Source organism: Escherichia sp. E1V33 (assembly GCF_004211955.1).
GTDB lineage: Bacteria > Pseudomonadota > Gammaproteobacteria > Enterobacterales > Enterobacteriaceae > Escherichia.
In genome coordinates this window covers 138,941-152,785 of record NZ_RHJI01000021.1, presented here as the reverse complement: position 1 = coordinate 152,785, position 13,845 = coordinate 138,941, and the positions used below count along the sequence as shown (strand labels likewise).

The 13,845-nt window shown below is 50.8% G+C and carries 12 protein-coding genes; all 12 read left to right on the top strand.

Annotated features, from left to right (window positions below; translation table 11 throughout):
- Positions 1–25 precede the first annotated feature (25 nt).
- Positions 26–2,407 (top strand): DMSO/selenate family reductase complex A subunit, encoded by a 2,382-nt coding sequence (locus D9742_RS19235; RefSeq protein ID WP_130237919.1) that lies wholly within the window; start codon positions 26–28, stop codon positions 2,405–2,407.
- Positions 2,404–3,033: a DMSO/selenate family reductase complex B subunit gene (locus tag D9742_RS19230; protein WP_000077290.1), complete on the top strand. Its 630-nt coding sequence runs from the start codon at positions 2,404–2,406 to the stop codon at positions 3,031–3,033. The genes D9742_RS19235 and D9742_RS19230 overlap by 4 nt, the downstream gene beginning before the upstream one ends.
- Positions 3,026–3,847: a dimethyl sulfoxide reductase anchor subunit family protein gene (locus D9742_RS19225; protein WP_130237918.1), complete on the top strand. Its 822-nt coding sequence runs from the start codon at positions 3,026–3,028 to the stop codon at positions 3,845–3,847. The genes D9742_RS19230 and D9742_RS19225 overlap by 8 nt, the downstream gene beginning before the upstream one ends.
- Positions 3,847–4,701 (top strand): 4Fe-4S binding protein, encoded by an 855-nt coding sequence (locus tag D9742_RS19220; protein WP_130237917.1) that lies wholly within the window; start codon positions 3,847–3,849, stop codon positions 4,699–4,701. Before D9742_RS19225 ends, D9742_RS19220 begins: the two co-directional genes overlap by 1 nt.
- 140 nt (positions 4,702–4,841) lie before the next feature.
- Positions 4,842–5,273 (top strand): nucleoside-diphosphate kinase, encoded by a 432-nt coding sequence (gene ndk / locus D9742_RS19215; RefSeq protein ID WP_000963837.1) that lies wholly within the window; start codon positions 4,842–4,844, stop codon positions 5,271–5,273.
- Positions 5,274–5,422: 149 nt separating this feature from the next.
- The gene (locus D9742_RS19210) at positions 5,423–6,577 is read left to right on the top strand and encodes a bifunctional tRNA (adenosine(37)-C2)-methyltransferase TrmG/ribosomal RNA large subunit methyltransferase RlmN (protein ID WP_130237916.1); all 1,155 of its coding nucleotides are present in this window, start codon (positions 5,423–5,425) and stop codon (positions 6,575–6,577) included.
- 284 nt (positions 6,578–6,861) lie between these two features.
- Positions 6,862–7,872 (top strand): cytoskeleton protein RodZ, encoded by a 1,011-nt coding sequence (gene rodZ / locus D9742_RS19205; RefSeq protein ID WP_130237915.1) that lies wholly within the window; start codon positions 6,862–6,864, stop codon positions 7,870–7,872.
- Between the two features lie 26 nt (positions 7,873–7,898).
- Positions 7,899–9,017, top strand: coding sequence for a flavodoxin-dependent (E)-4-hydroxy-3-methylbut-2-enyl-diphosphate synthase (gene ispG, locus D9742_RS19200; RefSeq protein ID WP_000551807.1), 1,119 nt, complete (start codon positions 7,899–7,901; stop codon positions 9,015–9,017).
- 110 nt (positions 9,018–9,127) lie between these two features.
- On the top strand, positions 9,128–10,402 hold the full coding sequence (gene hisS / locus D9742_RS19195; protein WP_130237914.1) for a histidine--tRNA ligase: 1,275 nt from the start codon (positions 9,128–9,130) through the stop codon (positions 10,400–10,402).
- A 17-nt stretch (positions 10,403–10,419) separates the two neighbouring features.
- The gene (yfgM, locus tag D9742_RS19190; protein ID WP_130237913.1) at positions 10,420–11,040 is read left to right on the top strand and encodes an ancillary SecYEG translocon subunit YfgM; all 621 of its coding nucleotides are present in this window, start codon (positions 10,420–10,422) and stop codon (positions 11,038–11,040) included.
- 10 nt (positions 11,041–11,050) lie between these two features.
- Positions 11,051–12,229 (top strand): outer membrane protein assembly factor BamB, encoded by a 1,179-nt coding sequence (gene bamB, locus D9742_RS19185; protein ID WP_130207489.1) that lies wholly within the window; start codon positions 11,051–11,053, stop codon positions 12,227–12,229.
- A gap of 117 nt (positions 12,230–12,346) precedes the next feature.
- Entirely contained in the window at positions 12,347–13,819 is a 1,473-nt protein-coding gene (der, locus tag D9742_RS19180; protein WP_001317982.1) for a ribosome biogenesis GTPase Der, read from the top strand.
- Positions 13,820–13,845: the final 26 nt, after the last annotated feature.

Below are 13,845 nucleotides of genomic sequence, written 5' to 3'. Positions count from 1 at the left end.
ATTTTTTCATTTTCGGGAACGCAAGATGGATACGCCAGACGAAAAGGAACGCATTACATTTCCGCAAGTATCACGACGTAGTTTTTTACAAGCGACTTCCGCGCTTATCACTTTGCCTTTTATTTCTTCTACCGCAAAGGCGCAATTCCCAGATGCGTCGCCAGAAGTTACAGCTCCAGTAGCTGATAAAGTCGTGCCCACCTGTAGCACATTTGACTGCGGAGGTAAGTGCGATATTCGGGCGCATATGCGCGACGGCGTGGTAACGCAAATTACCACACTTCCCGATAACGAACTCGATTCACAAATGCCGATTATGCGCGCCTGTGTTCGTGGTCGCGGCTATCGTAAATTTGTTTATCATCCTGACCGTTTGAAATATCCGATGAAGCGGGTAGGTAAACGAGGGGAGGGAAGATTTGAGCGTATCTCATGGGATGAGGCGACGACCTTAATTGCCGATAACCTGAAAAGGATCACGCAACAATATGGTCCGGCTTCACGTTATGTCCATGTCGGGACGGCTGTTTCTGGTGGAACATTTTCTGGCGATGCGATGGCGCGTCGGCTGTTAAATTTAACCGGTGGTTATCTTGAATATTATCACTCAGTTAGTCTGGGTAATACTGCGGCGGCCACGCCTTACACGTATGGCGTGGCCGCGAGCGGTAACTCGATGGATACTCTTCTGGATACCAAACTGGTGATCCTCTGGGGGCATAACCCAACGGAAACCATCTTCGGTCACACCAATTACTATTTTCAAAAAATGAAGCAAAACGGTACGCGTTTTATCGTCGTCGATCCGCGCTATTCCGACACCGTATCTTCACTTGCCGATCAGTGGATCCCGCTGCTGCCGACCACGGACAATGCGTTGATGGACGCGATGATGTACGTCATTATCAGCGAGAATCTCCACGATAAGACATTTATCGACACGTATACTCTCGGTTTTGATGAAAATTCTATGCCGGAAGGCGTACCAGCCAACGAATCGCTGGTGGCGTATCTTTTTGGGGCCAAAGATGGCGTTCACAAAACGCCGGAATGGGCAGAAAAAATTACCCACGTTCCGGCACAAACTATTCGTCAACTGGCACGCGATTACGCTAATACGAAACCCGCAGCCCTGATTCAGGGATGGGGACCGCAGCGACATATTTGCGGCGAACGCACCGCGCGAGGTTCAACTTTACTGGCCTCGATTACCGGTAACGTCGGCATCAAAGGTGGCTGGGCGGCAGGTTATGGCGGGAGTTCTAATCGTAAATTCTGCGTTGGACCCGATATGCCAGAAAATCCGGTACAAGCGAAAATCTCGATTATGAACTGGATGCAGGCGGCGGATGATGCTTCTAAAGTTACACCGCAAGATGGGCTTAAAGGTGTCGATAAACTCGACAGTAATATCCGCCTGCTGTTCTCACTGGCAGGTAATTATCTGGCGAACCAGAACCCGGACGTCCACCAGGCCGCGAAGCTCCTTGAAGACGAATCTAAAATAGAATTCATCGTACTCAGCGATCTGTTCATGACTCCGAGCGCGAAATATGCCGATGTGTTGCTGCCGGAAACCAGCTTTATGGAACGCTGGAATATCGGCGAAACATGGGGAACTGCGAGCTATCTTATTCTGTCAGAAAAACTGATTGAGCCGGAGTTTGAGCGTCGCACCGATTATGACTGGTTGCGTGACGTGGCGAAAAAACTGGGTGTCGAAGCCGAGTTCAGTCAAGGACGTGATGAGAAGCAATGGGTAGAGCATATCTGGGAGCAAACTCGTCTGGCGATGCCGGATGAAAATTTGCCGGACTTCGCGACCCTGCAAAAAACACGTCGACATCTTTTTAAAAGTGCGCCGCACATCGCTTTCGAAGCAAATATTCGCGATCCGCAGAATAATCCTTTCCCGACGCCTTCCGGCAAAATTGAGATCTTCTCTAAGCGTCTTTTTGATATGCAAGATCCAGAAATTCCCGCGCTTTCGCACTATGTCCCTGCATTTGAAGGGCCAGAAGATAAACTGACGGCGAAATACCCGTTGCAGCTCATCACCTGGAAAGGGAAAAACCGTGCTAATTCCACCCAGTATGCTAACCCGTGGCTGCAAGAAGTTCAGACGCAAAAACTCTGGCTGAATCCGCAAGATGCAAAACAGCGCGGGATTAGCGAAGGAGATAGCGTAAAAATTTATAACGATCGTGGTGTGAGCATTATCCCGGTGGAAATAACCCCCCGTATCATCCCTGGCGTAGTTGCTATGCAGGCGGGGGCATGGTGGCAACCGGATGCACAAGGTATCGATCGCGGAGGCTGTGCCAATGTACTGAGTTCGACCCGCATTACGGCGCTGGCGAAAGGGAATTCGCATCAAACAATGCTGGTGGAGGTTGAGAAAGCATGAGCCAATTTAAAGAATTTGCATCTGTCAGCGACAAACAATTAGGGTTCTTTATTGACTCTTCGCGTTGTTCTGGCTGTAAAGCGTGTCAGGTGGCCTGTAAAGACAAAAACAACCTTGAGGTTGGGCGACGTTTTCGCCGCGTGTATGAAGTGAACGGCGGTGGCTTCATCGCCACTGGAGAGGGCGGTGTGAGTCATAATGTCTTTGCTTATACCCTTTCTGTTTCCTGTAACCATTGCGCGGATCCGATCTGTACCAAAAATTGCCCGACGATGGCGATGCATAAGCGTCCCGGAGACGGCATTGTGCGCGTGAATACTGATAAGTGCGTCGGTTGCGGTTACTGCGCCTGGTCCTGTCCTTACGGCGCACCACAAATGAATGAGCAGACCGGGCAGATGTCGAAATGCGATTTCTGTATTGATCTGCAAGCTAAAGGAGAACAACCCATTTGCGTGGCAACGTGCCCGTTGGGGGCGATTAAGTTCGGCCCTATTGACGAGTTACGTGAAAAGTATGGCGATGTCAGTGATGTGAAAGGTTTACCTGATTCGTCGATTACGCAGCCAAATCTGGTGATTAAACCGCATCAGGGCGCGGAAAAGGAGGCGTCACATCATGCATGAATTACCGTTAATGGCTTTTACGCTGTTGTTACAGGCATCGGTCGGTATGACGCTGTGGCTGGCGTTTCTTCATCGTCATATTTTAATCACCTCCAGCGCCCGCCCGGTTATGCGGCCGCCATTACTGTTGGCTTTTTTGGCCGGGGCAGTAGGGTTACTGATTTCTACCTTACACCTGGGTTATCCACTTAATGCGATGCATGCGCTAAGTCACTTTTCCAGTTCATGGCTGAGTCGGGAAATTATCTTTGGTGCGCTGTATCTGGCGCTATTGGGTTTAACCACATTACTGGTCATGTTACGCAAAGGCGGCTGGCAACTCCTTCTTATGCTAGCGGCAGTGGTCGGAATTGTTGATGTTTTCTGCATGGCGCAAGTTTACATCCATACGTCGATTATCACCTGGCAGCATTACAACACGCTGATTATGTTCTTAGGTACAGTGGGAATCCTCGGTTCAGCGCTGGTAGCAGTGTTTCGTATTAGCGGAATTTTGCCGCAGATTGATGCCCTGCGTAATGGATGCGTGTTGGTGATCGCTCTCCTGGTTCTGTTGCGCTTGTTGGTTCAGCCGTTGTGGGTAGGGGATTTAACGGCGAATGCGATGCAGATAGCTACACTGCCACATGCGTCATTAGCGATGCTGGGACAGTTAAAACCCATACTGACACTAAGCTGGGGAATTTCCGTCATTGGGATGATGTTCTTTGCTTTCGGTGGTTGTAAAAAGAATATCCCGGCGGCGTTGTTCGGCAGCATATTGTTAGTGGGGAGTGAAGTTATGCTGCGTTTTGTCTTTTTTAGTATCGGCTAATGTTAAGTCATGACATAACGATTGGCGCGGAATGCGCGCGCCAACGCTTTCGTTTTGCAACATGTCATGCCTGTGTCGAGGCTTGCCCGGCACAGGCGCTAACGCTGACAGAAGAGGGAGTAGCGGTCGACGCTGAACAATGTATTCAGTGTGCAGTTTGCCAGTTTATTTGCCCGCAAGAGGCTATTCGTGGCGTTAATTCTCCTTTACGTTATTTTCGCAATCACACCCTGGTCGCACCTTTCACCACTATTGCGCCGACGCTGGAAGAACTTTTGTTATGGCATAAAGAACAGGGGATCACGGCGATCGCGATTGATCTGAGTCAGGAGAAGGCATGGGAGCGCGCGTTATTGCTGTTAAATGAACGCTTACGGCAATATGGCGAGGAAGGCTGGTCTGTGGTATCTCCACATACCAGTGAGGTGAATGTTTCCCGGCGTCGTTTGTTCCATGTGCAGCGTGCGGATGTTCAGATGACACAAATACAACCAGGATTACGTCGGTTACATTATTTTTGGCCCCAGATTAGTGATGCTCGCCCGATAATTGATCCTCAAAAGTGTCAGCTTTGCGGTGCATGCTGGCGGGCCTGCGGGCAACAGGTCTTTTCGCTTAACGAAGGCCATTTACAAATAAATGATGCCTTGTGTAACGGATGCCAAAACTGTATTGCTGTTTGTTTTCATCAGGCAATGACCGTTGAATTGACAATTCTACCGGCAAAAATTGTGAATCTTCATGCTAATCGCAAAGTCTGTAAAACCTGTCAAAAATCCTTTCTTACTTTTCAGCAAAATGCGCAAAATTGTCTTTATTGCCAACGTCATCGCTATGGGATGAGAGCACCATAAAAGTCGAGTTGTTGCTAAAGCTCATTTTATTTTAAAAAAATGTTACCTTCATCAATAGTCAACGGCCCTGTTGCTCATTATAATCCGCGCCATCTCGTACGCTGGTACAGACAACAACAGAACACTTTACAGAGGTAAACATGGCTATTGAACGTACTTTTTCCATCATCAAACCGAATGCAGTAGCAAAAAACGTTATTGGTAATATTTTTGCGCGCTTTGAAGCTGCTGGATTCAAAATTGTCGGCACCAAAATGCTGCACCTGACCGTTGAACAGGCTCGTGGCTTTTACGCTGAACACGATGGAAAACCGTTCTTTGATGGTCTGGTTGAATTCATGACGTCTGGCCCGATCGTGGTTTCCGTGCTGGAAGGTGAAAATGCCGTTCAGCGTCACCGCGATCTGCTGGGTGCGACCAACCCGGCAAACGCACTGGCCGGTACCCTGCGTGCTGATTACGCTGACAGCCTGACCGAAAACGGTACCCACGGTTCTGATTCCGTAGAATCTGCAGCTCGCGAAATCGCCTACTTCTTCGGTGAAGGCGAAGTGTGTCCGCGCACGCGTTAATATTTTCGTAAATGCCGCGTGCAAACGTGGCATCCATGCGCCAGAATTTGTACAATGCAGCGCCCCCGGACGAGCAGTCGCTCACCGGGGCGTTTCTTTTTTCAACCCTCCAGGGGCCATAACGTGTAATAACGAGGCCGGAATAGCATATGTCTGAACAATTAGTCACACCTGAAAACGTCACCACGAAAGATGGAAAAATCAACCTGCTGGATCTCAACCGTCAGCAGATGCGGGAGTTTTTTAAAGAATTAGGTGAAAAACCCTTCCGCGCCGATCAGGTGATGAAGTGGATGTATCATTATTGCTGCGACAACTTTGATGAGATGACCGACATCAACAAAGTGTTGCGTGGCAAGTTAAAAGAGGTGGCGGAGATCCGCGCACCGGAAGTGGTTGAAGAACAGCGTTCATCTGACGGCACCATTAAATGGGCAATTGCCGTGGGCGATCAGCGTGTTGAAACGGTGTACATTCCGGAAGACGACCGTGCCACACTTTGCGTCTCCTCGCAGGTTGGCTGTGCGCTGGAGTGTAAATTCTGTTCCACTGCCCAGCAAGGTTTCAACCGTAACCTGCGGGTGTCGGAAATTATTGGCCAGGTGTGGCGTGCGGCGAAAATCGTTGGCGCAGCAAAAATCACCGGTCAGCGTCCAATCACTAACGTAGTGATGATGGGCATGGGCGAACCGCTGCTCAACTTGAACAATGTCGTTCCGGCGATGGAAATCATGCTCGACGACTTTGGCTTTGGCTTGTCTAAACGTCGCGTGACGCTCTCTACATCGGGTGTTGTTCCGGCGCTGGATAAACTGGGCGATATGATTGACGTTGCGCTGGCAATCTCTCTGCACGCGCCAAACGACGAAATTCGTGACGAAATTGTACCGATTAACAAAAAGTACAATATCGAAACTTTCCTCGCTGCAGTACGCCGCTATCTGGAAAAGTCCAATGCCAATCAGGGCCGCGTCACCATTGAATATGTGATGCTTGACCATGTTAACGACGGTACTGAGCACGCGCATCAACTGGCGGAGTTGCTGAAAGATACGCCGTGTAAGATCAACCTGATTCCGTGGAACCCGTTCCCGGGCGCGCCATATGGCCGCAGTTCGAACAGTCGTATCGATCGCTTCTCAAAAGTGTTGATGAGCTATGGGTTCACAACCATCGTGCGTAAAACGCGTGGGGATGATATCGACGCAGCCTGCGGGCAATTAGCGGGTGAGGTTATCGACCGTACTAAACGTACCCTGCGCAAACGGATGCAGGGTGAAGCCATCGACGTGAAAACGGTTTGATGTCTTTTACGCCACGGTTACTTTTTGTACCGTGGCGTAATCTTTTATGAATATAGCATTAAGTTGCAATTGTCTGATCAATATTAACGGTGCGTTTTTGCTGACTTTAAGGCAGTATGTAACGATGCAACAGTAAGTTAGCTTTGATTCATGTGGGCTTTGTCATGAGCACACAGACAGTCTTATACTGTATGATAAAGGTTAACTTAATGGATGTCTCGCGGTGTGGGTGAGCATGATGACTCACCGGCATCTCAATTCTCATTTAAACGTACCTGCAGCGAATGAATACTGAAGCCACGCACGACCAAAATGAAGCACTTACTACCGGCGCTCGCTTGCGTAATGCCCGCGAACAACTTGGACTTAGCCAGCAAGCCGTTGCCGAACGACTTTGTCTGAAGGTTTCCACGGTACGCGATATTGAAGAAGATAAGGCGCCAGCCGACCTTGCATCAACATTCCTGCGCGGGTATATCCGGTCTTATGCACGTCTGGTGCATATTCCGGAAGAAGAACTGCTGCCGGGGCTGGAAAAACAAGCTCCGTTACGGACCGCAAAAGTTGCGCCTATGCAGAGTTTCTCTCTCGGTAAGCGACGTAAAAAACACGATGGCTGGCTGATGACCTTCACCTGGCTGGTGTTATTCGTGGTGATTGGACTGAGCGGTGCCTGGTGGTGGCAAGATCACAAAGCCCAGCAGGAAGAGATCACGACTATGGCCGATCAGACCACAGCGGAACTGAACGGTAATAGCAGCCAGGCGCAGAGCGTGCCGTTAGATACCTCCTCAAACGCTAGCCAGAGTGACTCCACCACGACGTCAGCACCTGCGGATACTACCGCTGCAAACACGCAAACGTCAGACGTGACCACGTCAGCACCAGCCGTTGAACCACAGCAGAACGCGGTTGTTCCGCCTTCGCAGGCGAATGTGGATACCGCGGCTACGACCGCGCCAACTGCAACGACGCCAAATGACGCGGCGCCACTGCCAACCGATCAGGCTGGTGTGACCACGCCGGCGGCTGACCCGAATGCGCTGGTGATGAACTTTACTGCCGATTGCTGGCTGGAAGTCACCGATGCTACCGGTAAAAAACTGTTCAGCGGGATGCAGCGTAAAGACGGTAATTTGAATTTAACCGGCCAGGCACCGTATAAACTGAAAATTGGTGCGCCAGCCGCAGTACAGATCCAGTATCAAGGGAAACCTGTCGATCTGAGTCGTTTTATCAGAACTAACCAGGTTGCGCGTCTGACCCTAAATGCCGAACAATCACCGGCGCAGTAACAGACGGGTAACGCGGGAGATTTTGCATGCATAACCAGGCTCCAATTCAACGTAGAAAATCAACACGTATTTACGTTGGGAATGTGCCGATTGGCGATGGAGCTCCCATCGCCGTACAGTCCATGACTAATACGCGTACGACGGATGTCGAAGCGACGGTCAATCAAATCAAAGCGCTGGAACGTGTTGGTGCCGATATCGTTCGTGTCTCTGTACCGACGATGGACGCGGCAGAAGCGTTCAAACTCATCAAACAGCAGGTTAACGTACCGCTGGTAGCCGACATCCACTTTGACTATCGCATTGCGCTGAAAGTGGCGGAATACGGCGTTGATTGCCTGCGCATTAACCCAGGCAATATCGGTAATGAAGAGCGCATTCGCATGGTGGTTGACTGTGCGCGCGATAAAAACATTCCGATCCGTATCGGCGTTAACGCCGGATCGCTGGAAAAAGATCTGCAAGAAAAGTATGGCGAACCGACGCCGCAGGCGTTGCTTGAGTCCGCTATGCGCCATGTTGATCATCTCGATCGTCTGAACTTCGATCAGTTTAAAGTCAGTGTCAAAGCGTCAGACGTTTTCCTGGCAGTAGAATCTTATCGTCTGCTGGCAAAACAGATCGATCAGCCGCTGCATCTTGGGATCACCGAAGCCGGCGGCGCGCGCAGTGGGGCGGTGAAATCTGCCATCGGTTTAGGTCTGTTGCTGTCTGAAGGCATTGGTGACACGCTGCGCGTTTCGCTGGCGGCCGATCCGGTTGAAGAGATCAAAGTCGGTTTCGATATCCTGAAATCGCTGCGTATCCGTTCGCGCGGGATCAACTTCATCGCTTGCCCGACCTGCTCGCGTCAGGAGTTTGACGTCATTGGTACGGTTAACGCACTTGAGCAGCGTCTGGAAGATATCATTACCCCGATGGACGTTTCGATCATTGGTTGTGTGGTGAATGGCCCTGGCGAGGCACTGGTTTCTACACTCGGCGTCACGGGCGGCAACAAGAAAAGCGGCCTCTATGAAGACGGCGTGCGCAAAGACCGTCTGGACAACAATGACATGATCGACCAGCTGGAAGCGCGCATTCGTGCGAAAGCCAGTCAACTGGACGAAGCGCGTCGAATTGACGTTCAGCAGGTTGAAAAATAATAACGTGATGGGAAGCGCCTCGCTTCCCGTGTATGATTGAACCCGCATAGCTCCCGAAACATTGACGGAAGCGTTGAGGGTTCATTTTTATATTCAGAAAGAGAATAAACGTGGCAAAAAACATTCAAGCCATTCGCGGCATGAACGATTACCTGCCTGGCGAAACGGCCATCTGGCAGCGCATTGAAGGCACACTGAAAAACGTGCTCGGCAGCTACGGTTACAGTGAAATCCGCTTGCCGATTGTAGAGCAGACCCCGCTATTCAAACGTGCGATTGGTGAAGTCACCGACGTGGTTGAAAAAGAGATGTATACCTTTGAGGATCGCAATGGCGACAGCCTGACTTTGCGCCCTGAAGGGACGGCGGGCTGTGTACGCGCCGGCATCGAGCATGGTCTTCTGTACAATCAGGAACAGCGTCTGTGGTATATCGGGCCGATGTTCCGCCATGAGCGCCCGCAAAAAGGCCGTTATCGTCAATTCCATCAGCTGGGTTGTGAAGTCTTCGGTCTGCAAGGTCCGGATATTGACGCCGAACTGATCATGCTTACTGCTCGCTGGTGGCGTGCGCTGGGTATCTCTGAACACGTTACCCTCGAACTGAACTCAATCGGTTCACTGGAAGCGCGAGCGAACTACCGCGATGCTTTAGTGGCATTCCTCGAACAGCATAAAGAAAAACTGGACGAAGACTGCAAACGCCGCATGTACACCAACCCTCTGCGCGTGCTGGATTCCAAAAATCCGGAAGTGCAGGCGTTACTCAACGACGCTCCGGCATTAGGCGATTATCTTGACGAAGAGTCTCGCGAGCATTTTGCTGGTCTGTGCAAACTGCTGGAGAGTGCAGGTATTGCCTACACCGTCAATCAGCGTCTGGTGCGTGGTCTGGATTACTACAATCGTACCGTTTTCGAATGGGTGACTAACAGCCTCGGTTCCCAGGGGACCGTGTGCGCAGGTGGTCGTTATGACGGTCTGGTTGAACAACTGGGTGGTCGTGCAACACCGGCAGTCGGTTTTGCGATGGGCCTCGAACGTCTTGTGTTGTTAGTTCAGGCAGTTAATCCGGAATTTAAAGCCGATCCCGTTGTCGATATATACCTGGTGGCTTCAGGCGCCGATACACAATCAGCGGCGCTGGCGTTAGCTGAGCGTCTGCGTGATGAATTACCAGGCGTGAAATTGATGACCAACCACGGCGGCGGCAACTTTAAGAAACAGTTTGCCCGTGCTGATAAATGGGGCGCACGCGTTGCTGTGGTGCTGGGTGAGTCCGAAGTGGCCAACGGCACGGCAGTAGTGAAGGATTTGCGCTCTGGTGAGCAAACGGCAGTTGCGCAGGATAGCGTAGCCGCGCATTTGCGCACGTTACTGGGTTAAGGAAGGAGAAGGACAGCGTGGAAATTTACGAGAACGAAAACGACCAGGTTGAAGCGGTTAAACGCTTTTTTGCTGAAAATGGCAAAGCACTGGCTGTTGGGGTGATTTTGGGCGTTGGCGCACTGATTGGCTGGCGCTACTGGAACAGCCACCAGGTTGATTCCGCACGCTCCGCTTCTCTTGCCTATCAAAATGCGGTTACCGCAGTTAGCGAAGGCAAACCAGACAGCATTCCGGCGGCAGAAAAATTTGCTGCTGAAAATAAAAATACTTATGGCGCGCTGGCTTCTTTGGAACTTGCGCAGCAATTTGTTGACAAAAATGAACTAGAGAAAGCTGCCGCCCAATTGCAACAAGGGTTGGCGGACACGAGCGATGAAAATCTCAAAGCCGTGATAAATCTGCGTCTTGCCCGAGTTCAGGTACAGCTCAAGCAGGCTGATGCCGCGCTGAAAACCCTTGAAACCATTAAAGGTGAAGGGTGGGCTGCCATTGTTGCCGATCTGCGTGGTGAAGCATTGCTGAGCAAAGGTGATAAGCAAGGTGCGCGTAGTGCATGGGAGGCAGGCGTTAAAAGCGATGTTACCCCTGCACTGAGCGAAATGATGCAGATGAAAATTAATAATTTGTCCATCTGAGAGGGACCCGATGCAATTGCGTAAATTACTGCTGCCAGGACTGCTTTCCGTTACTCTTTTAAGCGGCTGTTCGCTGTTTAACAGCGAAGAAGATGTGGTAAAGATGTCCCCATTGCCGACCGTTGAGAACCAGTTTACGCCGACCACGGCGTGGAGCACCTCTGTTGGTAGCGGCATTGGCAACTTCTATTCTAATCTTCATCCGGCACTGGCGGACAACGTTGTCTATGCAGCGGACCGCGCTGGTTTAGTAAAAGCGATGAATGCGGATGACGGCAAAGAAATCTGGTCTGTCAGTCTGGCCGAGAAAGATGGCTGGTTGTCTAAAGAGCCGGCATTGCTTTCTGGCGGCGTGACCGTAGCAGGTGGACACGTTTACATTGGCAGTGAAAAGGCGCAGGTTTACGCGCTGAATACCAGCGATGGTACTGTAGCATGGCAAACTAAAGTCGCGGGTGAAGCACTTTCTCGCCCGGTGGTTAGCGATGGTCTGGTACTTATCCACACCAGTAACGGTCAGTTGCAAGCGCTGAACGAAGCAGACGGTGCTGTTAAATGGACAGTTAACCTCGATATGCCTTCGCTCTCTTTGCGTGGCGAATCTGCACCAGCAACAGCATTTGGCGCGGCAGTCGTTGGTGGTGATAATGGCCGCGTCAGCGCAGTGTTGATGCAACAGGGCCAGATGATTTGGCAACAGCGTATCTCGCAGGCGACCGGCTCTACTGAAATCGACCGTCTGAGCGATGTTGACACAACACCGGTAATCATTAACGGTGTTGTTTTTGCACTGGCCTATAATGGTAACCTGACGGCGCTCGATCTGCGCAGCGGTCAGATTATGTGGAAACGTGAGCTGGGTTCGGTGAATGATTTCATCGTTGATGGCAACCGCATCTATCTGGTCGATCAGAATGATCGGGTGATGGCGCTGACCATTGATGGCGGCGTTACGCTGTGGACGCAAAGCGATCTGCTGCATCGCCTGCTGACTTCTCCGGTGCTGTATAATGGCAACCTGGTAGTGGGTGACAGTGAAGGCTATCTGCACTGGATTAACGTCGAAGATGGTCGTTTCGTTGCCCAGCAAAAAGTTGATAGCTCCGGTTTCCAGACCGAACCGGTTGCCGCTGATGGCAAACTGCTGATCCAGGCAAAAGACGGGACTGTGTACTCCATTACACGTTAATCGTCTCTGTCGTTCACTTTGAAAACGGCTCCTGGACAGGGGCCGTTTTCCTGTTTTTAACAACGACGCAAAAAAAGCGATTGTTGTCTGATGATTTATAAAAATGAGGCTTTAAACATGGTACCTGTGGTCGCGCTTGTCGGGCGCCCTAACGTAGGAAAATCCACGTTATTTAACCGTCTAACTCGCACCCGAGATGCGCTGGTTGCGGATTTCCCGGGTCTGACTCGTGACCGTAAGTACGGTCGTGCAGAAATTGAAGGGCGCGAGTTTATCTGTATTGATACCGGCGGTATTGACGGTACAGAAGACGGTGTTGAAACCCGCATGGCGGAACAGTCGCTGCTGGCGATTGAAGAAGCAGATGTTGTACTGTTTATGGTTGATGCCCGTGCGGGCCTGATGCCAGCAGATGAAGCTATTGCTAAGCACCTACGCTCCCGAGAAAAACCTACCTTCCTGGTGGCAAACAAAACTGATGGTTTAGATCCAGACCAGGCAGTCGTTGATTTCTATTCGCTCGGTTTAGGCGAAATCTACCCAATTGCCGCTTCTCATGGGCGTGGCGTATTAAGTCTGCTGGAGCACGTGCTGCTGCCGTGGATGGAAGATCTCGCACCGCAAGAAGAAGTGGACGAAGACGCAGAATACTGGGCGCAATTTGAAGCAGAAGAAAACGGCGAAGAAGAAGAGGAAGACGACTTCGACCCACAAAGCCTGCCAATCAAACTGGCGATTGTTGGGCGCCCGAACGTCGGTAAGTCTACGCTTACTAACCGTATTCTTGGTGAAGAGCGTGTTGTGGTTTACGACATGCCAGGTACGACGCGTGACAGCATCTACATTCCAATGGAACGTGACGGACGTGAGTATGTACTCATTGACACCGCTGGCGTACGTAAACGCGGAAAAATCACCGATGCAGTAGAAAAATTCTCCGTAATCAAAACGTTGCAGGCGATTGAAGATGCCAACGTGGTGATGCTGGTGATTGATGCGCGCGAAGGTATTTCCGATCAGGATCTCTCCCTGCTGGGCTTTATTCTCAATAGTGGGCGCTCACTTGTCATTGTTGTGAACAAGTGGGATGGCCTGAGCCAGGAAGTGAAAGAGCAGGTAAAAGAGACACTGGACTTCCGTCTGGGCTTTATCGATTTTGCTCGCGTGCACTTTATCTCTGCATTGCACGGCAGTGGTGTTGGTAACCTGTTTGAATCAGTGCGTGAAGCTTATGACAGTTCCACCCGTCGCGTGGGTACGTCTATGCTGACACGAATTATGACCATGGCTGTTGAAGATCACCAACCGCCGCTGGTACGTGGTCGTCGTGTGAAGCTGAAATATGCCCACGCTGGTGGTTATAACCCGCCGATTGTGGTGATTCACGGTAACCAGGTAAAAGACCTGCCGGATTCCTACAAGCGTTATCTGATGAACTATTTCCGCAAGTCTCTGGATGTGATGGGGACGCCGATTCGTATTCAGTTCAAAGAAGGGGAAAACCCGTATGCGAATAAGCGTAACACCCTGACGCCGACCCAGATGCGTAAGCGTAAGCGCCTGATGAAGCATATCAAGAAAAGTAAGTAATTACTTATCTGGTTTCCCTTTCCATA